Origin of the sequence: Xanthomonas dyei (assembly GCF_002939865.1) — a bacterium.
GTDB lineage: Bacteria > Pseudomonadota > Gammaproteobacteria > Xanthomonadales > Xanthomonadaceae > Xanthomonas > Xanthomonas dyei.
Genome location: NZ_MDEE01000011.1, coordinates 90299 through 115825 on the forward strand (window position 1 = coordinate 90299; position 25527 = coordinate 115825).

The following is a 25527-nucleotide window of genomic DNA, read 5'->3' on the forward strand; positions in this document are numbered from 1 at the left end:
TGCGCGACGACACCGCGCCCAGGTCGCACCCTGTGATACCCCGTGGCATCGCGATTGCCGCGTTGCCGTCAGAACACCCCGGCCAGCCGCCTCGTCAGCAGATCGACAAGACGGCAGCAATGACAGGCGTGGCATCGCAGGCGATCGCCTCGCCCTCGATCACTTGTGTCTACACAGCCTACAAAAGCGCGACGATCGCGCCCGGCAGCGATCAGGCCGCCCGGCCAAGGCGAGGCGAGGTCACGGCCTTCACCTGAAACACCGACACCGCATCGCGCAACTGCTGCGCCTGTTCTTCCATCGCGCGCGCGGCGGCAGTGGCTTCTTCCACCAGCGCGGCGTTCTGCTGGGTGGCCTGATCCATCTGCGTCACGGTCTGGCCGACTTGTTCGATGCCTTGCGACTGCTGCAGCGAGGCTTCGCTGATCTCGTGCATGATCGTGGCCACGCTCTGCACCGAGTCGACGATGTCCTGCATGGTGCGACCGGCCTGGCCCACCAGCTGATTGCCGTGTTCGACCCGGCTGACCGAGTCGTCGATCAGGTGCTTGATCTCTTTTGCCGCACCGGCCGACCGCTGCGCCAACGTGCGCACTTCCGAAGCCACCACCGCAAATCCGCGGCCCTGTTCGCCGGCACGCGCCGCTTCCACTGCCGCGTTCAAGGCCAGGATATTGGTCTGGAAGGCGATACCGTCGATCACGCCGATGATGTCGGCGATCTTTCTGGAGGCTGCCTGGATGCCGGCCATGGTGCCGACCACCTGGCCGACCACCTCGCCACCTTGCGAGGCAACGGTGGCGGCGCCGACCACCAGCTGACTGGCGCGCTTTGCGTGTTCGGCGTTGTTGCGCACGGTGGAGGTGAGTTCTTCCATCGAGGCGGCGGTTTCTTCCAGATTGGCCGCTTGTTGCTCGGTCCGCTGCGACAGGTCCTGATTGCCGGAGGCAATCTCGCTGGCCGCATCGTTGATGGCATCGGTGGAGCGTTGGATGCGCCCGACGATATCGGCCAGCTGCGTCACCGTGGCATTGGCATCGTCGCGCATACGTGCGAATACGCCGTGGAAATCGCCCTGCATGCGGGTGGTGAGATCGCCCGCGGCAATCGCCTGCAGCACCGTGGACAGCGTTGCAGGTTGGCGTCTGCAGTGGACATCAGCTGATTGAGGCTGTCCACCATCGCGCGGAAGTCGTACTGGAAGCGTTGCGCGTCGCCGCGCACGCTGAAGTCGCCATTGGCGGCGGCCTGCGCCAGCAATTTGATTTCGCTGTTCATCGCCGACAGGTTGGCCTTGACGGTATCCATGGTGTCGGTGAGCACGGCTTTTTCGCCGGGCAGGCGTTGCATGTCCTGGCTCAGATCGCCGATGGCGTAGCGCGACATGATCTGCGCCAGCTGCATCTTGACCGCGATATGCGAGCCGACCAGCGCGTTGGTATCGCGCACCATGGTGGCGTAGGCACCGGGGAAGCTCTCGGCCTGCATGCGGTAGCTGATCTGGCCGGCGTCGTGGCGCTGTGCCATCTCGCTCTGCGCGGCCAGCACGCGCTGCACCTGTTCCTGCATCTGGCGCATGTTGTCGAGCAGCTGCCCGGTTTCATCGCGGCTGGGCGGCACGATGCGTTCGTCCAGCTCGCCTTGCGCGATGTTGGCGGCCACCGTCGCGGCGCGGCGCACGTTGCGGGTGAGGTTGGACAAGGTGTACCAGCCCAACGCGGCGATCAGCAGCGCGAGCAGCGACAGGCCGGCAACGGCTTGGTACATCGCGTTGTGCGCATCCACCAGGTGGCGTTCGGATTGCCGCTGCAAGGCTTGCAGCGAGATGCTGCTCAGGTCCTGCATGGTCTGGCCAAGCGCATCGAGTGCGGCATTCCACTGCGTGTCGGCCTGCGCATCGCTGCCTTCCAGCGCCGTGCCAAGCGATTTCAATGCGTCGTTGGCGCGCGTGGCCTCGGCGTTGGCGGCATCGGCCAGGGCAGGGTCGGGCTGTTCCAGCAGGCCCATCGCCTTGTCCAGCTCATGCCGGAAACGCAGGTGATTGCGCTGTAACTGATTGAGTTGTTCGCGCAGCATGGCGCGGTCGCCACCGGCCTGCGACGGATCGTTGGCCGCATCCAGGCGGGTCAGCGATTCGGTGGCGTCGGGGCTATAGATCAAGGTCGCCACTACCAGGTGGTAGCTTTCGATATACGGGGTGTAGACCAGTTGGCTGTCGTCGCGCAGTGCATCCAGCGCAGCGAAGGCTTGTTCGCTCACGCCGCTATAGCCGCTGGCTGCCGTGGTGGCGACGTGGCGCTGCTGTAAGGCGAGCAATTGTTTCTGGCTGCGTTCGAAGCCGGGCATGGCCGCAGTGGAGGCGAGCAGTTGCTGCAGATCGCGTTGCGCGCGTTGCGCTGCGGCGTCGGCGGCACTGCCAGCGTCGACGTGGGCGGCATGCAGATCGGTAATCAGGCCCAGCATCTGCCCAAGCGGGGCGTAGCTGCGTAATTCGTTGCTGCTGATGGTGACGCTTTCATTGAGCTTGCCGCTGTAGAGCAGTACCGGGATCACCAGCCCAACCAACGCCAGCACACCGATCGCACCGAGTTTTTTGGCAATGGCCAGATCGTCCCAGCGGCTGGTCCAGCGACGCGGGGCGGGTGAAGCGGTCTGTGGCAACAGCGCGGGAACAGTGGTCATCGGTGCGTCTCATAGGCGTACGCAGGCTATCGGCTTATCCCTGTCATGCCTTGAGCCGGCCGGCATCGCTGCCGACCGGCTCCGTTCAGACAGTTCGGTCCGCTTGCTCAGAACTCCTGCCAGCTGGTGTCGTTGCTGGAGGCGGTGACCACCGCGCGTGGCTTGGAGGCCGGCGTACGCCCAGCTGCAGCGACCTTCGCTTTAATCGCCGAACTCACTACCGGCCGCGACGGCACAGCGCGCACGGCCGGAGCCGCGTAGGTCGCGTCGGTCTTGAACACCGCAACCGCTTCGGTCAGGCCGACTGCCTGTTCTTCCAGCGCACGCGCGGCAGCAGTGGCTTCTTCCACCAGCGCGGCGTTTTGCTGGGTGGTTTCGTCCATCTGGGTGATGGTCTGGTTGACCTGTTCGATACCGGCCGATTGCTCCTGCGAGGCGGCGGAAATCTCGCCCATGATGTCGGTGACGCGCTGCACGCTGGCAACCACCTCGCTCATGGTCTTGCCGGCGGTGTGCACCAGCGCGGAGCCTTCGGCGACGCGGTGCACGGAGTCGTCGATGAGGTCCTTGATCTCCTTGGCCGCACCCGACGAACGTTGGGCCAGCGTCCGCACTTCCGAGGCCACCACCGCAAATCCGCGGCCCTGCTCACCGGCACGTGCCGCTTCTACCGCTGCATTCAAGGCCAGGATATTGGTCTGGAAGGCGATGCCGTCGATGACGCTGATGATGTCGGCGATCTTCTTGGACGAGGCTTCGATGCCGGCCATGGTNCGGCGATGGACTGCAGCAGACCGGACAGCGATTGCAGGTTGCCATCGGCGGTGGACATCAAGGTATTGAGGCTTTCCACCATCACCCGGAAGTCGTATTGGAACCGCGCGGCGTCGCCACGGGCGCTGAAGTCGCCATTGGCGGCGGACTGCGCCAGTTGTTTGATCTCGCCATTCATCGCGCCCAGGTTGGCCTTGACCTGTGACATGGTGTCGGTGAACACGGCCTTTTCGCCGGGCAGCTTGCTCATGTCGTCGCTGAGATCGCCGACGGCATAGCGCCCCATGATGCGTGCCAGATCGGTCTGCACGGCCACGTGCGAGGCGACCAGCAGGTTGGTGTCGTTGGCCATGCGGCCGTAGTCGCCCGGGAATGCGGACGCATCGATGCGGAAGCTGATTTGCCCATCGTCGTGGCGCTTGGCCATGTCGGTCTGTGCGGCGATCAGGTTGCGCAGCTGTTCTTGCATCTTGCGCATCGCATTGAGCAGGCGGCCGCTTTCGTCATTTGCCTGCGTGTCCACATCGTTGTCCAGCTTGCCGCCGGCGATCGATTCGGCGGCGCGGGTGGCGCGGCTGAGTGGTTGGGTCAGGCTGCGGGTGATGGCAAGCGCCAGCAGGCTGCTGATCAGCAGCACCGCCACGCCCCCGCCAATCAACAGCGCCCTGCCGCGGCTCATCGCAGCGACGGCCTGCTCGTAGCTCTGTTGGGTCTGTTTTTCCTGTAGTGCAACGTTGTCGTCGATCCTTGCCTGCCAGGCGAGCATGGCAGGCCGCGCTTTTTCGCTCATCAGCGTCTGCGCTTCGTCGTTTTTGTTTTGCATTGCCAGGGCAATGACCTGGTCGTTCAGACCTCTGGCAATCGCGCGCGCCGCGTCGATCTCGGCGCGCACCTTGCGCCCGGCAACCGAGGGTGGAAAGGCGTCCAGCCTTTTGCGTTCGTGTGCATACAGTTCGCGCTTCTGCTTGACCGTCTCAGCGGCTTGGTCGTTGAGTTCCTGAGTGGTGACCATGGCCAGCGTCCCCATCGCAATGAAGATGTCGGCATTGGCCGAGCGCATGTTGTTGCTGATTTGAATCTTGATCAGGTTGTTATTGACGATGGAATCCAGTTGCTTACGCGCTTCGACCATCGTACCGAGGCCGGAGGCGACCAGCAGGCCGGACAGCAGAATCAGGATCCCAAAGGCCACGCCCAACCGGCGGCCGACGTTATAGCGTTGCAAGAATGCGTTCATTGACGGGTTTCCGAAGGCGTGCGTGGCAGGAAATATTGCTTGCGACGCAAGCCATGACGCTCTCGCCATGCTCTTGCCGCTATGCAAGATAACGGCGTAGGTATCAAGGTCTGAATGCCGGCTATGCGAAAAAAATATGACTGCAGTCACGCAGATGAAAAAAAGAGACATGTTTTGGCTGTCTCATTCGATAAGAGACATCTTAATCAGTAAAAAATGCCCGAATCCCATGCCGCAAGCGAGCTAGACCGCTGATTTTTCGAGGTTGTCTGCGGTGTCTTTTGGTTGTCTCCATCCTGGCTTGTCGTGTCCGGTAACGCTGAGGGCAGCGCCATCTGCGCCATGCGCTTGTCGGTGGACGCTTGCCACCCGTTGCGCGCACCCGTGCGGCAAGCGCGGCCGTGGGTCATTCCTGATCAGGCCTAGTCGTACGTCGTAAGGCTGGCCGCGAGGCGTATCCGCATCCGTTCGAGCGCCGATAGCGCGTGCTGCGGTATCGATGCGTACTGGGGTGGGCACGCCGCGTGGGACATCGAGCGCAAGCTGGAGCAAGTGCACATCAACGCGTGCGCATGCAGTGATCGCGTGGGCCTGCAAGCGATTCTTAGGGGCGACCAGGTGTTAGCCCCGGTGCGCGAAGGATCGCACTGAAAAATGCTGTGCGTTAGCGCAAAGCTCTAGCGCATGCAGCTGGCCGATAACGGGCGAGAGCACGCGTCAATCGGATCTATGACTCACTAGCCCCACTGTAGTGAGGCAGAGTCTAGCGACCAGAACCAACAAAAAAAGCCGCGCTCCCCAAAGAGCGCGGCTTCGACAGCATCGGCCGCCATGCGACCGATCACGTGGTTTAGAACTCGGCCCAGTCCGATTCGTTGGACGGTGCCGACGCTACTGCGGCGCGCGCGGCAGGCCTTGTAGCAGAAGGCTTGGCAAGCGTCTTGGTAGCTGGCTTGCTTGGCGCGGTGGGCCGTTTGGCGGCGAGTTGGTGCACGACCGGCGTGGCGCGGGTGTGGGATTCCAGTTCGGCCGACAGACGGAACACCGCAACCGCCTCGGTCAGGCCCACCGCCTGTTCTTCCAGCGCACGTGCGGCAGCGGTGGCTTCTTCCACCAGCGCGGCGTTTTGCTGGGTGGTTTCGTCCATCTGGGTGATGGTCTGGTTGACCTGTTCGATACCGGCCGATTGCTCCTGCGAGGCGGCGGAAATCTCGCCCATGATGTCGGTGACGCGCTGCACGCTGGCAACCACCTCGCTCATGGTCTTGCCGGCGGTGTGCACCAGCGCGGAGCCTTCGGCGACGCGGTGCACGGAGTCGTCGATGAGGTCCTTGATCTCCTTGGCCGCACCCGACGAACGTTGGGCCAGCGTCCGCACTTCCGAGGCCACCACCGCAAATCCGCGGCCCTGCTCACCGGCACGTGCCGCTTCCACCGCCGCATTCAAGGCCAGAATATTGGTCTGGAAGGCGATGCCGTCGATCACGCTGATGATGTCGGCGATCTTCTTGGACGAGGCTTCGATGCCGGCCATGGTGTCGACCACCTTGCCGACCACTTCGCCGCCTTGCACCGCCACGCTGGCGGCGCCGATGGCGAGCTGGTTGGCCTGGCGTGCGCCTTCGGCGTTTTGCTTGACGGTGGAGGTGAGTTCTTCCATCGAGGCGGCGGTTTCTTCCAGGTTGGCGGCCTGCTGTTCGGTACGCTGCGACAAGTCCTGGTTACCGGCGGCGATTTCGCTGGCGGCGCCCTTGATCGAGATGGCCGAGGTCTTGATGCTGCCCACGATCTCGGCCAACTGGGTAGCGGTGGCATTGGCGTCGTCGCGCATCTGTGCGAACACGCCGCGGAACTCGCCGCTCATGCGTGCGGTGAGGTCGCCGGCGGCGATCGACTGCAGCAGACCGGACAGCGATTGCAGGTTGCCATCGGCGGTGGACATCAAGGTATTGAGGCTGTCCACCATCACCCGGAAGTCGTACTGGAACCGCGCGGCGTCGCCACGGGCGCTGAAGTCGCCATTGGCGGCGGACTGCGCCAGCTGTTTGATCTCGGCGTTCATCGCAGACAGGCTTTGTTTGACCTGGCGTATCGCGGCGGTGATGTTGGCTTTCTCGCCCGGCAGTTCCGGCATGTCTTCGCTCAGGTCGCCGATGGCATAGCGTTCCACCAGACGGATTGTCTCCATTTTGACCTTGATATGGCCGGCAACCAATTCGTTTGTGTCCCTGGCCATGCGGCCGAAGTCGCCGGGAAACGCATCGGTATCCATACGGAAGCTGATCTGGCCTTCGTCGTGGCGCTTGGCCATCTCGGTTTGTGCGGCGATCAGGCTGCGCAACTGCTCTTGCATCTTGCGCATCGCATTGAGCAGGCGGCCGCTTTCGTCGGAGGCTTGCGTGTCCACATCGTTATCGAGCTTGCCGCCGGCAATCGATTCGGCGGCGCGCGTGGCGCGGCTGAGCGGCTGGGTCAGGCTACGGGTGATCTGCAGGCCCAACGCGCCACTGAGCAGCACGACCAGCAGAGAGCCGCCGATCAGCATCTTGCGCGAATCGTCCATCGATTTCAGCGCGATCGTCGAAGCGTCCGCGGCCAGCTTGTCCTGCAGCACGATGTTTTCGGCAATCTTGTCCTGCCATTGCTGCATAGCTGGACTCGCCTTGTTGAACAGCAGCGGTATGGCATCGCTATCCTTTCCGGCAATCGACAATTGCATGACTTGCTCATTCAGAGCCTTCGCCGCCATGCGGAGATTGTCGATCTGCGTACGTATTGCCTGGTCCTGCGGCGATGCGGGCAGGGCATACAGGGCGTCGCGGGCCTTGCCGTAATCAACGCGCGCCGACTTGATTGCGGCGACAAACTCGTTATTCCGTTCATCGGCATAAGGAAGCGCCAGATTGCGCACTTGCGTGCCAATGACGAAGTTGGCGTTCATCATGTCGTTGGACAGGCGAATCTTGGTCATGTTCTGGTGCACGATGTCGTCCACCAACGCATGCGCCGAACTCAGGCCGCGATAGCCGATGAAGGCGATGATGCCAGACAGTACGATCAGCACCGCGAATGCGGCCGCCAGGCGAGGGCCGACGTTGTAGCGTTGCAGAAGTGCGTTCATACCGATTCCCAGCAATGTGAGCGAAGGTGCTACGTCGTGAATGGGCCGTGGTAGTTGCCATGACCTTGTTAACGCAGTAGCGGCGCGGGAACGTCGAAGCTGAATACCTATTTAGAGAAAAAAGCATAATCACGGTCACGAATGTGAGCTGACGGGACAGTAAGTGTCTTGCCAACTCGCCAAGACGGATCCAAGCGAGCTCCGATGGCTGTCATCACCAAGCGAGCCCTGCCGGAACCCTTGATGCAGCAGAAAAATCGCGATGTCCTACGGAGGACTCGCAGTTATCTGGTCGATCATTGGGCGTGCTTTGCGATAGATCGGCAGGGCACTGCCTCGCCATGCGTTTTGATCCGAAAGCGAAGTGCCAGGTTGATCGGAAAGCAAAGTGCCAGGCATAAAAAAACCGCGCCCATTGAGGGGCGCGGCTGCATGACGGACTGGGCGGCAACGCTGCCAGCGTTGCCGCCGCTGGCTCAGAACTCGGCCCAGTCAGACTCGTTGGATGCGGCAACGGCCGCGGCCGGGCGGGTGGCGGGCTTGCGTACGGCCTTGGCCGGAGCGCTGGCCTTGGCAGGCACGCGCGCCGCGGCCTGCGGGCGCAGCACCGGCGTGGCGCGGGTCTGGGATTCCAGTTCGGCCGACAGACGGAACAGCGCCACCGCTTCGGTGAGCTGCTGCGCCTGATCTTCCATCGAGCGTGCGGCAGCGGTGGCTTCTTCCACCAGCGCGGCGTTCTGCTGGGTGGCTTCATCCATGTGGGTGACGGTCTGGTTGACCTGTTCGATGCCGGCCGACTGTTCCTGCGAGGCGGCGGAGATCTCGCTCATGATGTCGGTCACGCGCTGCACCGAGGACACGATCTCGCTCATGGTGGTGCCGGCTTGATGCACCAATGCCGAGCCTTCGGCCACCTTGCTGACCGAGTCGTCGATCAGGCTCTTGATTTCCTTGGCGGCGCCGGCAGAGCGCTGCGCCAGCGTGCGCACTTCCGAGGCGACCACGGCAAACCCACGGCCTTGTTCGCCGGCACGTGCGGCTTCCACCGCGGCATTCAACGCCAGGATATTGGTCTGGAAGGCGATGCCATCGATGACGCTGATGATCTCGGCGATCTTCTTGGACGAGGTCTCGATGCCGGACATGGTGGTGACCACCTGGCCGACCACGCTGCCGCCATGCGAGGCCACGCCAGCCGCGCCGATCGCCAGCTGATTGGCCTGGCGCGCGTGTTCGGCGTTCTGCTTGACGGTGGAGGTGAGTTCTTCCATCGAGGCAGCGGTTTCTTCCAGATTGGCCGCCTGTTGCTCGGTACGTTGCGACAGATCCTGATTGCCGGCAGCAATCTCGCCGGCGGCGGTATTGATGGTCAGGGTGGAGTGCTTGATGCGGCCGACGATATCGGTCAACCGCTGTGTAGTGGCGTTGGCATCGTCGCGCAGGCGCGCGAACACGCCGTGGAATTGGCCGTCCATGCGTGCGGTCAGGTCGCCATCGGCCACCGCGCCGAGCAACTGCGACAGCTTGCCCAGGTTGCGATCGCTGACTTCCATCATCGAGTTCAAGTCCGCCACCATCACCGCAAAGTCGTACTTGAAGCGTGCCGCGTTGCCGCGGGCGCTGAAGTCGCCCGCCGCTGCCGCCTGCGCCAACTGCTTGATCTCGGTGTTGATCGACAACAGGCTGGCCTTGGCCGCATCCATCGCTTCGTGCAGGATCGCGCGGCTTGCCGGCAACCGGCGTGCGTCCTGGGTCAGGTCGCCCTGCGCGTACTGGTTGAGGATGCGCACCGAATCGGTGATGGCGTCCAGGTGTTCGAAAATCATCGTGTTGATGCCGCCGGCCAGGGTGCCGTAGACGCCGGGGAAATCTTCCGGCATGCGGTGGGTGATGTCTTCGGCCGCATGCAGATGCGACATGCGTGCGGTCTCGTCGGAGAAGCGGCGCAGCATCTGGGTCATGCGGCCGGTGGCCTCGAGCATCTGGCCGATTTCGTCGTTGCTGGTCTTGCTGACCTGCATGCTCAGATCGCCACGCGACACCGCCTGGATGGCGCCCAATGCCTTGGACAGCGGGTTGGTGATGCTGCGTGCGATCAGCCAGCCGAAGGTGATCGACAGCGCAGCCATCAACAAGGTGCCCAGCAGCAGCACTGCGCTGGTGAACTTGAACGAGGTTGCGCTGGCCGCGACCATGTCGCCCAACGCCTTGGACTGCTGCGCATACATCTTGTCGACCGAGGCGAACAGTTCCTTGCGGATCTCGCCGGACTGCTTGCGCGAAAACTCCATGGCCGCAGCGCGGTCGGGGTCTGCGTACAACGTGCGCAGTTTCACATTGGCGGCGAAGTAGCGCGTGCTGGCATCGGCCAGCTTGGCGTATTCGGCTTTTAGCGGAGAATCCGGGCCGATCTTGGCGTCCAGCGTCTTTTGCGTTTCCGCATACTTGGCCTGGATTTCGTCCATGCGCTTGAAGAAATACGCATAGCGTTCCGGGTCGTCCAGATTGACGAACTGACCCACTTCATAGACGCGGAATTCGCCGGCGAAACCACGCAGTTCCGACAACTTGCTCAACACCGGCACCACATCTTCATTGATGAGGGCGGTCTGCTGCTGCATCTGCCTCATGCGCGAAAAACCCAAGCCGCCGAGCAGGGCGGTGAGCACGGCACTGAGGCAGAACGCAAACATCAGCTTGCGGCGAATGGGCCAATCGTTGAACTTGTTCATCATGTAACTCCGGGGGCGTACATCGCGATGTTGTCCTGCACGCTAGCGGCCCGGAGCGATGATTCTTGATATTGCAAGAATGAATCAAGCAGTCCTGCAACTGGGCGCAATGCGGGGATTGCCACTGAAAAACTGCTGATCTGTTCTCATCTAGCTAAAACACCACGATCCAGCGCCGTGGTTGCAACGGCGCAGAGATGGTTTAAAAGTCCTGCCACTGGCTTTCGTTACCGAACGCGGCCGTGGGCACACTGGCCGCTTTACGGCGCACGGGTGGCGCTTGCTTGGGCGCGATGGATGCCGGCTTGGCCGGGCGTGCCAATGCCGCGACCTGAGGCGTATCGGCAAGCGTAAAGCGCGCGACCGCCTGCGCCAGTTGTCCGGCCTGATCTTCCATGGTGCGTGCGGCCGCCGTGGCTTCTTCCACCAATGCGGCGTTCTGCTGGGTGGCCTCGTCCATCTGGGTGATGGTGCGATTGACCTGCTCGATGCCGGACGATTGTTCCTGCGAGGCCGCGGCAATCTCACCCATGATGTCGGTGACGCGCTGCACGCTGGCGACGATGTCGGCCATGGTGGTGCCGGCCTGGTGGACCAGCTGCGAGCCCTCGGCCACCTTGCTGACCGAATCGTCGATGAGGTGCTTGATCTCCTTCGCCGCACCGGCCGACCGCTGCGCCAAGGTGCGCACTTCCGAGGCCACCACCGCAAACCCGCGGCCCTGCTCGCCGGCACGCGCCGCTTCCACCGCCGCGTTCAACGCCAGGATATTTGTCTGGAAGGCGATGCCATCGATGACGCTGATGATCTCGGCGATCTTCTTCGACGACACCTCGATGCCCGACATGGTGGTGACCACCTTGGCCACCACCGCGCCGCCTTGCGAGGCGACACCGGCTGCACCGATGGCGAGCTGGTTGGCCTGACGCGCGCTCTCTGCGTTCTGCTTGACGGTGGAGGTGAGTTCTTCCATCGAGGCAGCCGTTTCTTCCAGATTGGCGGCCTGTTGTTCGGTGCGTTGCGACAGATCGCTATTGCCGGCGGCGATCTCGCTGGAGGCGGTATGGATGCTGCCGGCGGCCTGCTGGATGCGTCCGATCACCTGCGCCAGCTCCTCGGCGGTGGTGTTGGCATCGTCGCGCATGGAGGCGAACACGCCGTGGAAGTCGCCGTGCATGCGTGTGCTCAGGTCGCCCTCGGCCAGTGCGCTCAGCAGACGCGACACCTCACTGATGCTCACTGCATTGGCATCGAGCAGGGCATTGAGTTGTTGCGCCAGTTGCAGGAAAAAGCCTTGTTTTCCAGTACTGTCGATGCGCTTGGACAGATCGCCTGCAGCAGCGCTGCGCACCACATCGGCCACGTCCACTTCTGCCCGCGCTTCGGCGGTGCGGTCGCGCCACTCGCAGACAAAGCCCAGATGCGCGCCGCCTTCGTCGCGGATGGCCGAGACATTCTGCGCGATGCAGGTGGCGCGGTACCGCACTTCGCGTTGTGCTGCGCCCTGGCGGTCGAGCCGCTGGTAGATTTCCGCGTCCTGCGCATTGCCCACTTCCAGCAGCGACACCGGTTGCCCGACAAGGTTGGCGCTGCGATCGAACGCCGGCGCGCAGGCCTGGATATCGTCTGCGTAGGCGTGCAGCAAGGACTGCAGTGCGGTGTTTGTATAGATGATGGTCAGGTCCGGGTCGGCGATGTACATGCCGGTGGATGCGTTATCCAGTGCGGTGCGAATGCGCAGGTTTTCCGCGGCGATGCTGCGCTCGCGCTCCAGGCGTTCGCGCAGGTCGCGCTGCATGCGCGACAGCGCCGCCATCAGGCTGTGCGTATGTTTTGCGGCAACCGGGATGGGCTGGTCCAGGCGGCCTTCGGCAATGTGCTGTGCAGCGGCCATGGCCAGCTGCGGTTCGCCGCCCAGCAGGCCGAACACCGAGCGCAGGATCCAGCCGGCGGCCAATGCCAGGCACACGAATGCAAGCACGACGGCGCCGCCTTGCTGCCACATCACGCGGTGGCTGTATTGCTCGGCCTGGCTGCGGTTGGCCTCGTTCAAGGCCAGGATGCGCTTGCTGATCGCACCCATGCGGGTTTCGAGCTGGCCGAACTTGTCGGTGAAATCGCGGTACGCCGCAGCGCTGTCGGCATGCGTTTCGGCCAGCGTCATGACCTGTTCGGCGGAGGCGATGTAGGCCTGCAGCGCGGGTGCTACCGCTTCCAGCTCGCTGCGTAATGCCGGGTCCAGCGGCAACTTGCGGTTGGCTTGCACCGCATCGCGAAATTCACCGGCATGCTCGCCCAGCGATGCGCGCGCGGCGGCAATGCCGGCATCGTCCTGGCGCGATGCGGCGAGCAGCCCGGCAGTGACGTCGCCGCGCAAGGCGTCGTGCATCATGTCGGCCTGCATGTGGTTGCGCAGCGCGTCGGAAGAAATGACCTGCGCGGCGATGGCTTCCAGCAGCCCGCGCTGCCCGCTGTAGCCGACACCGCCCAGGGTGAGCAACGCCAGTGCAGCCACCAGCACCAGAACGCCCAACATATGCATGATCTTCATTGCGCGGTCCGTGTCAGAAGCGGAAAGACAGACCGACGCCGAGGGCGTGGTCGGGTGAGCGGTCGTTGAGGCCGCGGCTATAGACCGCGTCCAGTTGCACATCGTTGCTGAGCAGCCAGGCCGAGCCGACATCGAGCAAGGCCACGCTGCCGCCGTCATCGCTCTTGGCGATCTGCGGCAATGCCACTTCGACGAAGGAGCGCACGCGGTCGTTCCAGGCTTTTCCGAGCACCGCGCCCAGGATGCCTGCGGTGTAGCGATGGCCTTCGCCGTCGTCGTCCCAGATCACGCCGGGCATCACGCCGGCAGAGATGCTCTCGCTGAGTTCCCATTCGGCCACCAGCCGGAGCGAGGGGCGCGCTCCGTGACCGCGCAGGGCGCGTGCGCCGCTGGGCAGATCCACATGCAGCAGCCAGGCCAACGAGGTCTTGCCGCTGTCGGAGCTTGCCAGATGATGCTTGATGCCGAGCGCGAAGTCGGACATGCCGCTGATGCTGGAGTCGCCCGGCAGGTCGATGCGTTGCCAGCCATCGGTTTCCAGCCGCAATTCCCAGGTCTGGCCCAGTCCGTAGCGGAACAGCGTTGGCGTGGAATAGCCATCGACCGACGCATCGCGTTCCCATGCGGCGCTGGTTTCCACCTGCAACCGATGATTGCCGACGGTGAGGCTGGACTCGACAAAATCGGGCCGGTCGGTGGCGATGGGGTCTTCGGCGCGGGCATGGCCGGCGACGCACAACAGCGCAAGACAGCTGGCGAGAACGGATGACTTCATGGCAACCCCTGCAACGATCCAACCTCGGATGCATGCGTCTGCGCGTGCTGTCTGCACCTGCGCATGCGGTGTGTGAGCGGCTGTTGCGGTAGTGCACAGGCAGCCGTTGTCACCCAAGCTAACGGCAACGCCAGATAAATCTTTAAGCATTGCCGATGGGTGGCGCCAGGCGGGGCAGGGCGTGTGTGCAGCGCCGGGCCGACAGCAGCGCTTGCGTCTGCTTGAAGCGGCCATCATGCACGTGGGTGTTGTGGTTGCGGCAACGCTATCAAACAGGTTCGATGCGCTTGAAAGGCGTAGCGCGCAATTGCCAGGGCCCACGTGCGTGGCGACACTGCGCACGCTGGTGCGAGGCGCAGTGCTCAGTGCAGGCAGCACTGCGCCTTGCACAGGCGCCGTCGCTGGATCATGCCCGCTTTAGAAGTCCTGCCATTGGCTCTCGTTGCCGGACGTGTTGGCCGACGGCTTGGCCGACTGGCGCGCAGGTGCAGCGATACGCGTGCTGCCGGTGGGTGCGCGCTTGGACGCGGGCAGGGCACGCACAACCGGCCTGGCGGTAAGCGCAGCGCTCGCGGCCACGTGGCTGAGTTTGAACACAGCGACCGCCTCGGTGAGCTGGCCGGCCTGTTCTTCCATCGCACGCGCGGCGGCGGTGGCTTCTTCCACCAGCGCGGCGTTCTGTTGGGTGGCCTCGTCCATCTGGGTGACGGTGAGGTTGACCTGCTCGATGCCGGACGATTGTTCCTGCGACGCCGCCGAGATTTCGCCCATGATGTCGGTGACGCGCTGCACGCTGGCCACGATTTCGCTCATGGTGGTGCCGGCCTGCTGCACCAGCGACGAGCCTTGCGCCACCTTGCTCACCGAGTCGTCGATCAGGTGTTTGATTTCTTTTGCCGCACCGGCGGAGCGCTGCGCAAGCGTGCGCACTTCCGATGCCACCACCGCAAACCCGCGGCCTTGCTCGCCGGCACGTGCGGCTTCCACCGCGGCGTTCAAGGCCAGGATATTGGTCTGGAAGGCGATGCCGTCGATGACGCTGATGATCTCGGCGATCTTCTTGGACGAGGTTTCGATACCTGACATGGTGGTGACCACCTGCGCCACCACCGCGCCGCCATGCGAGGCGACATCGGCCGCGCCGATCGCCAGCTGGTTGGCCTGACGCGCGTGTTCGGCGTTCTGCTTGACGGTGGAGGTGAGCTCTTCCATCGAGGCGGCGGTTTCTTCCAGATTGGCGGCCTGTTGTTCGGTGCGCTGCGACAGGTCGTGATTGCCGGCAGCGATCTCGCTGGCGGCCGCATTGATCTGCGTGGCCGAGGTCTGGATGCCGGAGACAATGCCGGTGAGCTGCGCCACGGTGGCGTTGGCGTCATCGCGCATGCGTGCGAACACGCCAGCGAACTGTCCATCCATGCGCACGGTGAGGTCGCCTTCGGCCAGCGCGCTGAGCAGGCTGGAAATACGCTCCAGGCCTTGCGAGGTGGTTTCCAGCAAGCCGTTGAGCTGGCGGCCGAATTCAAGATAGAACCCGTGCTTGTCGTCCAGCGCCAGACGCTGGCCGAAATCGCCCATCAACGCCGATTGCACCAGCGCTGCCACTTCTTTTTGCGTGCTGACTTCGGTGCTCACATTGCGCCACAGCAGCATGCTGCCGCTGCGATGACCATCGGCCGCGTAGAGCGGGCTCATGGTCAGATCCAGGGTCACCGGGCCGAAGCTGTAGCGCTCCGACGTGGTGGACTGCAAGTGCTGCAGGCTCTGCGCACGCGCCTTGCCCTCGCTGTCGGTACCGAACACATAGTCCAGCGGCTTGCCGACGACCGCATCGGCACTGAAGCCGGTTTGGCCCTTGGCATGGAAGGCCGGCTCGCCGTGCTTGAACGAGGTGTGCAGCGCCTTGGTAATGAACACCGCGTTGTGTTGTTCGTCGGCCAGCAACACTTCCATTTCGGAATGCTCCAGCGCAGTGCGGATGCGCAGGTTTTCGTTGGCGATGGCGGTGTCGCGTTCGATCCGCGCACGCAGGTCGTCCTGCATGCGCTGCATGGCACCCATCAACCGGCCCACTTCGTCCCGACGTTGAATGGCGATGTGGTTGTCGAGCTTGCCCGAGGCGATCGCATCGGCCACGCCGACCGCCGATTCCAGCGGGCGCACCACCTGGCGGCGCAGCAGCAGGAACAACGCACCGCTGAGCACGACTGCCGAGGCCAGGCCCACCAGCAGGATCGTCCACAGCAGACGATGCGCCTGCTGCATGATGGCCGCATGCGGCACCACCACGCCCAGCGCAAAACGCTCCTGCGCTTTGCCGATCTGCAACGGCACATAGGCGCTGACGCTGCCTGCTGCGTCCGGGGTGAAGTCGATGTAATCCTTGCCGGCACTGGTGGCCTGCAGCAACGCACGATACCCCTCGCCGGTGGCTGGTTGGCCGATCCGTGCGACATCGCGCGAGGCCAGAATCACGCCTGCAGGCGAGATCAACTCCACATAGCCGCCATCCATGGGGCGTAACGCACTCAAGCGTTTCTGCAACGCGGCCAGGGCGAAATCGACCGACACCACGCCGAGATACTTGCCGTTGTCCATGATCGGCGTGGACAAGGTGGTCATCAGCACCGGCTTGCCCCCGATCACATAATCGTAGGGGCCGGCCACGATCTGGCGGCCCAATGCGCGCGGTTTCAGGTTCCAGTCGCCGTCGCCGGGTTTTTCGTAGCCAACCAGCGGCTCGCGAATCAGGGTCTGGCCGTTATAGGCCCAATAGGTCATGAAACGGCCGGTGCTGTCGTGCCCCTTGGCACCGACGTAGGCGTCGTCCTTGCCATCGAAGGCTTGCGGCTCCCACAACGTGCCCATGCCCACCCATTCCGGGTGGTCCTGCAATTGATCGTGCACGATGGCGGCCGCTGCGTCGCGGCTGATTCCGCCATGGGCGCGTTGTGCCAACAGGGCACTGGCCACCGACTGTCCGGCGACGAACGCCTGCCCCAACTCATTGCCGACCTGCTCGGCCTGAAAGCGCGCCACGCTCTGCATGGTGGTTTGCGCCGAGGCGATCAAGGCACGGCTGCTCTGCCAGTAGCTGATAGCCGCGGTCAGGCCGAAGCACAGCGAGGCGATGACCGCGGTGCCGAACATCAGGCGGTACGCAAGGCGGCCGTCGAAACGTGAGTGCGAGGAGAGCGAGGTCATGGGCGTGGCTGCAAAAGAAGGGAGAGGAACCCGCTGGGGCGCGGGAGTGCAGGTAAGACGCGCAATAGACTCACTGGGCGGCGATCATCAGCGCGGGCGCTGTTCGGTGCGGCATGTACCTCCCGAACGCGGCAGCTGTGGGGGCCGTAGCGGCCTCGCGGCCGCTGACGGCGTCTTGCTGGCTGCTTTTAGTAAGCGGCCATCGCTACGCGCTTGGGCGCGCGTGCGCCTGCATTGCCAAACTGCGCGGGCGATGCGGCCACCACCCGGAACATCGACACCGCATCGTCCAGCTGCTGCGCCTGCTGCTGCATCGCGTTGGCGGCAGCGGTGGCTTCTTCCACCAGCGCGGCGTTCTGCTGGGTGCTCTCGTCCATCTGGGTGACGGTGAGATTGACCTGTTCGATGCCGGCCGACTGTTCCTGCGAGGCGGCGGAGATCTCGCTCATGATGTCGGTCACGCGCTGCACCGAGGACACGATGTCGGCCATGGTCTTGCCGGCCTGATCCACCAGTGCCGACCCCTGCGCCACCTTGCCGACCGAGTCGTCGATCAGATGCTTGATCTCTTTTGCCGCAGCGGCCGAGCGCTGTGCCAGCGTGCGCACTTCCGATGCCACCACCGCGAAACCGCGTCCTTGCTCACCGGCCCGTGCGGCTTCCACCGCGGCGTTCAAGGCCAGGATATTGGTCTGGAAGGCGATGCCATCGATGACGCTGATGATCTCGGCAATCTTCTTGGACGAGGTCTGGATGCCGGACATGGTGTCCACCACCTGGCCGCCCTGCGAGGCGACGCCGGCCGCGCCGATCGCCAACTGGTTGGCCTGACGTGCGCTTTCGGCATTCTGTTTGACGGTGGAGGTGAGCTCTTCCATCGAGGCGGCGGTTTCTTCCAGATTGGCCGCCTGCTGTTCGGTGCGCTGCGACAGATCGTTGTTGCCGGCGGCGATTTCGCTAGCCGAGCCGGTGATGGAGCCTGCCGCCTGCTGGATGCGCCCGACGATGCCGGCCAGCTGCGTGGCAGTGGTGTTGGCGTCGTCCCGCATGCGGGCGAACACGCCATGGAATTCGCCGTCCATGCGCGCGGTGAGGTCGCCTTCGGCCAGTGCCGCCAGCAGCTCGGACAACTTGCCCAGATTGCGGTCGCTGACATCCATCATCGCGTTGAGGTCGTTGATCATGCGCGCCGAATCGTGCTTGAAGCGCGCTGCATCGCCACGCTGGCTGAAATCGCCATTGGCCGCCGCCTGCGCCAGGCGCTTGATCTCGGTGTTGATGGCCAGCAGGCTGGCCTTGGCCGCGTCCATCGCTTCGTGCAATACCGCACGGGTGCCGGGCAGGCGCACGGCATCGCGCGACAGGTCGCCCTGTGCGTATTCGTTGAGGATGCCGATGGCATCGACGATGGCATCCAGGTGCTCGAAGATCATGGTGTTGATGCCGCTGGCCAATTCGCCATAGACCCCGGGGAAATCGCTCGGCATGCGGTGGGTGACGTCTTCGCCGGCATGCATGTGCATCATCACCTTGGTCTGCGCGGAGAAGCGCACCAGGGTGTGCACCATGTCGTCGGTGGCCTTGAGCATCTGGCCGATTTCATCGTTGCCATGCTCGGCAGTGCGCACGCTCAGATCGCCACGCGCCACGCCCTTGATCGCCGCCAATGCGCGCGCCACCGGCTCCAGGATCGAGTTGCCGATCATCCAGCCGACCAGCAGGTTGAGCAGCATCAGCATGCCACCGGCCAGGGTCACGATGCCGGTGAAGGCCAGCGCTTGCGACTGGGTGTCGTCCAGATACACACCGGTACCGATCACCCAGCCCCACGGCTTGTACAGCGCCGCATACGAGGTTTTCTGCACCGGGTCTTTTTGCCCGGGCTTGGCCCAGGTGTAGTCGACATAACCGCCGCCAGCCTGCGCGGCGGTCACGAACGCGGGGAAGATCCGCTTGCCGTCCGGGCTGAGTACGTCGGTCAAGGGCTTGCCGTTGAGGTCCGGGCGGGTGGGATGCATGAGCATCACCGGCGCCTGGTCGGTGACGTAGATGTAGTCCACGCCGCCGCGTGCGCGCATGGTGGACAAGGTACTCAGTGCGCCCTTCTTGGCGGCTTCCACGTTTATTTCGCCCTTTTCGGCGCGCTCGGCGTAGCCGTTGACCACCGCCATCGCCATTTCGATCTGGCTCTTGAGCCCATCACGACGCGTATCGGTGAGATCGACGTACTGCATGCGTGCCGCGACGACGGCAAGGATGACGATGCCCAATGCAACGAGCGCGGTCTGGGCGAAGAATTTGCGCTTGAGCGGCACATTGGCCAACGTCTTTGCGAGCGAGCTCTTGAACGTCATGACAGGTATCCAGCGAGAGGATTTTGACCGGGATAATTCGAATAGCGACCCGGTACTAGAAATGTTGAGCATTGCGTGACGTCGGTGGTGCGACTGCTGCATGCAACCTGGCGACGGCCGGGTAGCACGACAGCGACTACGGGGTCACACAAACATCCGCTGACGCTGAGGATGACGCGCAAAAACATGCAGGCACGGCACAGCGCGCACGAATCGCCGCAAGGCAGATCACGCGAAGCGGTAAAGCGTGTTGTGGGAGGGATGGCGGTGGCCGTGCTGCGGCCTGCCGGCACACACTGCAAGGCGCTTAGCGGCGCTGTGGCGTGCCGACCTTGGCCACCGATGCCTGCAGGTTCTGCAGCTCGGTCCAGAGCACCTGGTGGGTATCGCCGGGTTGGCCAAGCGACAAGGCTTGCGCTTGGTACAGGTCACCTGCATGCAGGGCGCGATTGGCCAGACGCTGTTGCTCCAGATACTGGCCCAGCTGCTGCTGCACCACTGCAAACTGGCGCGCCTGCTCACCCTGCGGCGCGGTGGCCTGGAAATACCCGGCATGCCGGGCGATGCGTTGACGCAGGTTGCCCATGCGCTCGTCATAGGCCTGCACGCGGGCCGCATCGTGCGCGACGGCAAGCTGTGCCCGCTGGTCGTCGCGCAGTTGCACCAGGTCGATGGCCAGCGACTGCAACGCGCTCACCGGCACGCTGTCCAGCAGCACCGAGACCGGTGCGGCCGGTGCGGCAAACGAGGGCGGCAACGACACGCCCGCTGCCAGCACGGCGACGGCGAACGCGGCGCCCAGCATGTTGCGGGCAGAGCGGATGGAATTGGCGGTATGCATGCGGACGTCCTCGACATGGCGCGGGCGCTTGCGCCCTCATTGCTATGTGTATCGGCCGCGGAGGCTTGCGCTTGATCGCCTTTCGACCAACGGCAAGGCCGGTGGATGCATCGTTGGCCTGGTAAGGCGCCCGGTGATGCAGGGGTGTCGCGTCCGGATAGCAGAACGCCCCGGTGGGTTGCCGGGGCGTTCTGGGGCTTTGGGTGATGCAGCGTGAGGAGGACTGGAGCCGTGACGCTGAGCCGTCCCCTCACTGGAATCCACCTCCGTGCGGGAGGTGGGTGAGCGTCGTGCGCTTAAAACGCGCGCCAGTTCGCCTGGCTATCGGGGGCCGTTGCCAGGGCTGGGCGCGAGACGATCGTGGGCTTGATCGCCGGTTTCGCTTTCGCAGATCCAACGTGGCGGGGCGCACCCGTCGAGGCGACGGATGTCAGCCGCTGCGGGGCAGGGCGGGTGGTCGTTGCCGGCTGCCTCGCGCCGGGATGGAGTTTGAAGATCGCCACCGCATCGGACAACTGGCCGGCCTGTTCTTCCATCGCCTGTGCGGCGGCGGTGGCTTCTTCCACCAGCGCGGCGTTCTGCTGAGTGGCCTGGTCCATCTGCGTGACGGTGAGGTTGACCTGCTCGATGCCGGCCGACTGCTCCTGCGACGCGGCGGAGATTTCGCCCATGATGTCGGTCACGCGCTGCACGCTGGCCACGACCTCGGTCATGGTGGTGCCGGCCTGGTCCACCAGCCGCGAACCTTCGGCGACCTTGCTCACCGAGTCGTCTATCAACTCCTTGATTTCCTTCGCCGCGCCGGCCGAGCGTTGTGCCAGGGTGCGTACTTCGCTGGCCACCACCGCAAAGCCGCGGCCCTGGTCGCCGGCACGCGCCGCTTCCACTGCCGCATTCAAGGCCAGGATATTGGTCTGGAAGGCGATGCCGTCGATGACGCTGATGATGTCGGCGATTTTTTTCGAAGATGCCTGGATGTCGGCCATGGTGGCGACGACCTTGCTGACCACTTCGCCGCCTTGCGAGGCCACGTTGGCGGCACCGATGGCGAGTTGATTGGCCTGGCGTGCGCCTTCGGCGTTCTGCTTGACGGTGGAGGTGAGCTCCTCCATCGAGGCGGCGGTCTCTTCCAGATTGGCCGCTTGCTGCTCGGTGCGTTGCGACAGGTCGTTGTTGCCGGCAGCGATTTCGCCGGCAGCGGTGTTGATCGCGCTGGTGGCCAGCTGGATACGCCCGACGATGCCGGACAACTGCTCGGTGGTGGCATTGGCGTTGTCGCGCATCTGCGCGAACACGCCATGGAACTGGCCGTGCATGCGCTCGGTCAGGTCGCCGGCGGCAATGGCCTGCAGCACCTTGGACAACGCACCGAGGTTGCCGTCGGCAGTGGCCATCAACTGGTTGAGGCTTTCCACCATCGCCAGAAAATCATGCTGAAACCGCTGCGTATCGCCACGCACGCTGAAGTCGCCATTGGCGGCAGCTTGGGCAAGCAACTGGATCTGGCTGTTCATTGCCGAGAGGTTGCGCTTGACCGCATCCATGGTGTCGCTGAGCACGGCCTTCTCGCCGGGCAGGCGGTCCATGTCCTGGCTCAGGTCGCCGATGGCGTAGCGCGACATGATCTGCGCCAGTTTCATCTTCACTTCGATATGCGATGCGACCAGTGCATTGGTGTCGCGCACCATGGTGCCGTATTCGCCGGGAAACGCCGCCTGATCCATGCGGAAGCTGATCTGGCCGGCGTCGTGCCGGCGCGCCATCTCCTGCTGCGCAGCGGCCACGGCTTTGAGTTGATCCTGCATGCCGCGCATGCTGGTCAACAATTGGCCGGGCTCGTCGCCCGGCTGCGGGCCGATCGGGTTATCCAGCTTGCCGTACGCGATCGCCTCGGCCACCTGGGTGGCCTGTTGCAGCGGGCGCACCAGGCTGCGCGAAATCAGCCACGCCAATGCAGCGGCCAGGCCGGCCGACAACAGGCCGAAGGCGATCAAGGCGCGATTGGCCAGCGCCACGCTGCTCAGGATCGTGTCCGCACCGGCGGCGTTCTGCTGGTTCTGCAATTCCACCGCCGCGGCGATCGCCTTGGAGCGGCGTTCCAGCAGCGGTTGCGCTTGGCCATTCAACAGCTGCTTGGCGCCGTCGAGATTGCCATCGCGCACCATCCCGAGCAGACGGTTGTTGGTGGCACGGGTCGCGGTGAGGCTGTCCTGGATGGCTTGACGCGCGCGCATGCCGTCGGCGTTGGCCGGCAACTGTTCCAGCGCAGCCCAGAGCTGTGCGTAATGCGCACGATTGGCCTTGAGCTGCGCATCGACGGCGGGCAGTTGCTGCGGGGTGGCCAGCATGAAGTCGCGCAGGTAGCGCTCGCCCAGCATGTTGCTTTCGCGCATCTGGTTGAGCAACGCGGCCTTGCGGTTGTTGACCTCGATGATGATCGAGACCTGGTGTTTGACGGTCTTGAATTCGTACAGGGCCAGGGTGGTGGAGCCGGCCAACAAAACGATCAGCAACGCGAATGCCAACGCCAGGCGTCGCCCGACGGTCAGGGAGTGCAGGAATTTCATGGTGTTCTCTAAGGGAGGGTGGGAAATAGGTACACCGGTAGCGTTCGCTCGCCGGGTTTCTGAAGCCACTCGGGTTTGCCTGGCACGCTTGCGTTCAGCGCGGTCGACGCGAGCACGACGCAGTGGCGCGATGCGTAGTGCGGCTGGCGCGTGCAACGTGATGACGCAGGCACAGGGGTTTGCAAGCCATTGCACGCCTTGCATCGCGATCGACGCTGCGGCGCTCTCGGCGACGGAGTTGGCCGTGGCGGCATCGCGTGCCGGTACTGGCTGCGCGCGACGACCACCGACCGCACGCGCCCCGCATAAACGCGCAAGCCCCGGCATCGCTGCCAGGGCTTGGTGGTGCTGGCTGCGTAACCGCAGCCGATCTCGCGCAAGACCTCAGAACTCGTGCCAGCTGGTGTCCCCACCGGAGGCGGCTGCCAGCGCCGGGCGTGTCGCGGTTTTGGGCTTGCCCGCCGGTGCGGCGCTGGCAGCAGTGCGCTTGGCTGCAGGCGTCTTGAGCGGCTTGCGCGCTGTCGGGGAAGGGCGCGCCGCTGCCATCGCCGTTGCAGCGGTGGGCTGCAGTTTGAAGATCGTGACCGCATCGGACAGTTGGCCGGCCTGTTCTTCCATCGCACGTGCGGCGGCGGTGGCTTCTTCCACCAGCGCGGCATTCTGCTGAGTGGCCTCGTCCATCTGCGTCACGGTGAGGTTGACCTGCTCGATGCCGCTGGATTGCTCCTGCGATGCGGCGGAGATCTCGCCCATGATGTCGGTGACACGCTGCACGCTGGCAACGATATCGGCCATGGTCTTGCCGGCCTGGTCCACCAGCAGCGAGCCTTCGGCGACCTTGCCGACCGAGTCGTCGATCAAGTGTTTGATCTCTTTTGCGGCACCGGCAGAGCGCTGCGCCAACGTGCGCACTTCCGAGGCAACCACGGCGAAACCGCGGCCCTGTTCGCCGGCACGCGCTGCTTCCACCGCCGCGTTCAACGCCAGGATGTTGGTCTGGAAGGCGATGCCGTCGATGACGCTGATGATCTCGGCGATCTTCTTGGACGACACCTCGATGCCGGACATGGTGGTGACCACCTGCGCGACCACATCGCCGCCTTGCGAGGCCACCGTCGCTGCGCCGATGGCGAGCTGATTGGCCTGACGCGCATGCTCGGCGTTCTGCTTGACGGTGGAGGTGAGCTCTTCCATCGAGGCGGCGGTTTCTTCCAGGTTGGCCGCTTGCTGCTCGGTCCGCTGCGACAGGTCGTTATTCCCTGCGGCAATCTCGCTGGCCGCGGCATTGATCGACACAGTGGCGTGCTGAATCCGCCCGACGATGCTCGACAACTGCTCGGTGGTGGCATTGGCATCGTCGCGCATCTGCGCAAACACGCCATTGAACTCGCCGTGCATCTGCGCCGTCAGATCGCCCGCTGCAATCGCCTGCAACACGCCCGACAACGCGCGCAGGTTGGTGTCGGAGGTGGCCATCAAGGTGTTGAGGCTCATCACCATCGCGTGGAAGTCGTACTGGAAGCGCTGCGCATCGCCGCGTACGCTGAAGTCGCCATTGGCGGCAGCCTGCGCCAGCATCTTGATCTCGCTGTTCATCGAAGAGAGATTGCGCTTGACGGTGTCCATGGTGTCGGTGAGCACGGCCTTTTCGCCGGGCAGTCGTTGCATGTCCTGGCTCAGGTCACCGATGGCGTAGCGCGACATGATCTGCGCCAGCTGCATCTTCACCGCAATATGCGAGCCGACCAGGGCATTGGTATCGCGCACCATGGTGCCGTAGTCGCCAGGAAATGCGTCGGCATCCATGCGGTAGCTGATCTGGCCGGCGTCGTGGCGCTTGGCCATGTCCGATTGCGCGGCCAGCACGGCCTGCAGCTGCTGTTGCATGCCTTGCATGCTGTGCAGCAACTGGCCGGTTTCATCGCGGCTGTCCACGCTGATGAGGTTGTCCAGCTTGCCTTGTGCAATGGCGCCGGCCACACGGGTGGCGCGGCCAAGCGGGCCGGCGATGCTGCGGGCGATGAACCAGCCTGCAAAAGCGGCCAACAACACGATCACGACCATCGCGGCCAGCATGATCTTCAGCGAGCTCTGATACCCGGCTTCGGAACTGGCGATCTCCGCATCCATGTGTGCGATGTTGAAGTTGGTCAACTCCACCAGCCTGGCGAACAGCTCGCGGCGCAGCGGACGTGACTGTTCGTCAGACACTTTGCTGGCCGCAGCGAAGTCACCGGCGCGCACGGCAGCAGCCATCGCCGCGTTGGCGCCGTAGTACCCGTCCAACTGCTGTTTGACCGCGTTATACAGGTCGGTTTCCTTGCCAGCGGTCATGGTCTTGGTATACGCCGCCTGTGCGCTATCCACGTCGGCACGCGTCTTGGCCATGCGCTCGAAATAATTCTTCACCGCGTCCGGATCGTTGGCGCGCGCCAGCTGTGCCAGTTCGTAGGTGCGGAATTCGCCCAGCAAGGCGCGCATTTCGCTCAATTGCTGCACGGCCGGCGCCCAGGTGTGGCCGATTTCGCGCAGCAGCTGCGCGTTGGTATGCATGCGCACCAGCGCAAACGCACCCAGGCACAGGGTGATCAGGGTAGTGAAAAAGAAGGCGACAGCGAGCTTGCGCGCAACGGCAAGATGACGAAACCAATTCATGGGAGTCGACTTTCAAAAAGATCAATGGAAAGCGTTG

General features: G+C 64.0%; 9 protein-coding genes and 4 pseudogenes. All 13 read right to left on the reverse strand.

What is annotated here, in order from left to right:
- Positions 1 to 211: 211 nt before the first annotated feature.
- Positions 212 to 2682 (reverse strand): annotated as a pseudogene (locus XdyCFBP7245_RS09800) (methyl-accepting chemotaxis protein).
- Positions 2683 to 2789: 107 nt separating this feature from the next.
- Positions 2790 to 3455, reverse strand: a 666-nt coding sequence (locus tag XdyCFBP7245_RS09805; RefSeq protein WP_244907794.1) for a methyl-accepting chemotaxis protein, incomplete at its 5' end; no start/stop codon positions are given.
- Between the two features lies 1 nt (position 3456).
- Positions 3457 to 4693, reverse strand: a pseudogene (locus tag XdyCFBP7245_RS09810) (MCP four helix bundle domain-containing protein); the annotation flags it as partial.
- A gap of 850 nt (positions 4694 to 5543) precedes the next feature.
- Positions 5544 to 7814, reverse strand: a complete 2271-nt coding sequence (locus XdyCFBP7245_RS09815; protein WP_104615496.1) for a methyl-accepting chemotaxis protein — start codon at positions 7812 to 7814, stop codon at positions 5544 to 5546.
- Between the two features lie 476 nt (positions 7815 to 8290).
- Positions 8291 to 10546: a methyl-accepting chemotaxis protein gene (locus tag XdyCFBP7245_RS09820; RefSeq protein WP_104615497.1), complete on the reverse strand. Its 2256-nt coding sequence runs from the start codon at positions 10544 to 10546 to the stop codon at positions 8291 to 8293.
- Between the two features lie 202 nt (positions 10547 to 10748).
- Positions 10749 to 11912 (reverse strand): annotated as a pseudogene (locus tag XdyCFBP7245_RS24895) (methyl-accepting chemotaxis protein); the annotation flags it as partial.
- Positions 11913 to 12623: 711 nt separating this feature from the next.
- Positions 12624 to 13229, reverse strand: a pseudogene (locus XdyCFBP7245_RS24900) (hypothetical protein); the annotation flags it as partial.
- Positions 13111 to 13872, reverse strand: coding sequence for a transporter (locus tag XdyCFBP7245_RS09830; protein WP_104615499.1), 762 nt, complete (start codon positions 13870 to 13872; stop codon positions 13111 to 13113). The gene XdyCFBP7245_RS09830 and the pseudogene XdyCFBP7245_RS24900, both read right to left, overlap by 119 nt.
- 417 nt (positions 13873 to 14289) lie before the next feature.
- Positions 14290 to 17073 carry a methyl-accepting chemotaxis protein gene (locus XdyCFBP7245_RS09835; RefSeq protein WP_104615500.1) on the reverse strand — a complete coding sequence of 928 codons (2784 nt, stop codon included), beginning with the start codon at positions 17071 to 17073 and terminating at the stop codon, positions 14290 to 14292.
- Positions 17074 to 17261: 188 nt separating this feature from the next.
- Positions 17262 to 19427, reverse strand: coding sequence for a methyl-accepting chemotaxis protein (locus XdyCFBP7245_RS09840; RefSeq protein WP_104615501.1), 2166 nt, complete (start codon positions 19425 to 19427; stop codon positions 17262 to 17264).
- Between the two features lie 307 nt (positions 19428 to 19734).
- Positions 19735 to 20268, reverse strand: a complete 534-nt coding sequence (locus XdyCFBP7245_RS09845) for a hypothetical protein (protein ID WP_104615502.1) — start codon at positions 20266 to 20268, stop codon at positions 19735 to 19737.
- 296 nt (positions 20269 to 20564) lie between these two features.
- Positions 20565 to 22835, reverse strand: coding sequence for a methyl-accepting chemotaxis protein (locus XdyCFBP7245_RS09850; RefSeq protein ID WP_104615503.1), 2271 nt, complete (start codon positions 22833 to 22835; stop codon positions 20565 to 20567).
- Positions 22836 to 23219: 384 nt separating this feature from the next.
- Positions 23220 to 25490, reverse strand: coding sequence for a methyl-accepting chemotaxis protein (locus tag XdyCFBP7245_RS09855; protein WP_104615504.1), 2271 nt, complete (start codon positions 25488 to 25490; stop codon positions 23220 to 23222).
- Positions 25491 to 25527: the final 37 nt, after the last annotated feature.

What these genes read in the sequence shown, in the direction of transcription:
- XdyCFBP7245_RS09835 (WP_104615500.1), bottom strand. Translation starts at nt 17,073, where the DNA reads ATGACCTCGCTCTCCTCGCACTCACGTTTCGACGGCCGCCTTGCGTAC.
- XdyCFBP7245_RS09850 (WP_104615503.1), bottom strand. Translation starts at nt 22,835, where the DNA reads ATGAAATTCCTGCACTCCCTGACCGTCGGGCGACGCCTGGCGTTGGCA.
- XdyCFBP7245_RS09830 (WP_104615499.1), bottom strand. Translation starts at nt 13,872, where the DNA reads ATGAAGTCATCCGTTCTCGCCAGCTGTCTTGCGCTGTTGTGCGTCGCC.
- XdyCFBP7245_RS09815 (WP_104615496.1), bottom strand. Translation starts at nt 7,814, where the DNA reads ATGAACGCACTTCTGCAACGCTACAACGTCGGCCCTCGCCTGGCGGCC.
- XdyCFBP7245_RS09845 (WP_104615502.1), bottom strand. Translation starts at nt 20,268, where the DNA reads ATGCATACCGCCAATTCCATCCGCTCTGCCCGCAACATGCTGGGCGCC.
- XdyCFBP7245_RS09855 (WP_104615504.1), bottom strand. Translation starts at nt 25,490, where the DNA reads ATGAATTGGTTTCGTCATCTTGCCGTTGCGCGCAAGCTCGCTGTCGCC.
- XdyCFBP7245_RS09820 (WP_104615497.1), bottom strand. Translation starts at nt 10,546, where the DNA reads ATGAACAAGTTCAACGATTGGCCCATTCGCCGCAAGCTGATGTTTGCG.
- XdyCFBP7245_RS09840 (WP_104615501.1), bottom strand. Translation starts at nt 19,427, where the DNA reads ATGACGTTCAAGAGCTCGCTCGCAAAGACGTTGGCCAATGTGCCGCTC.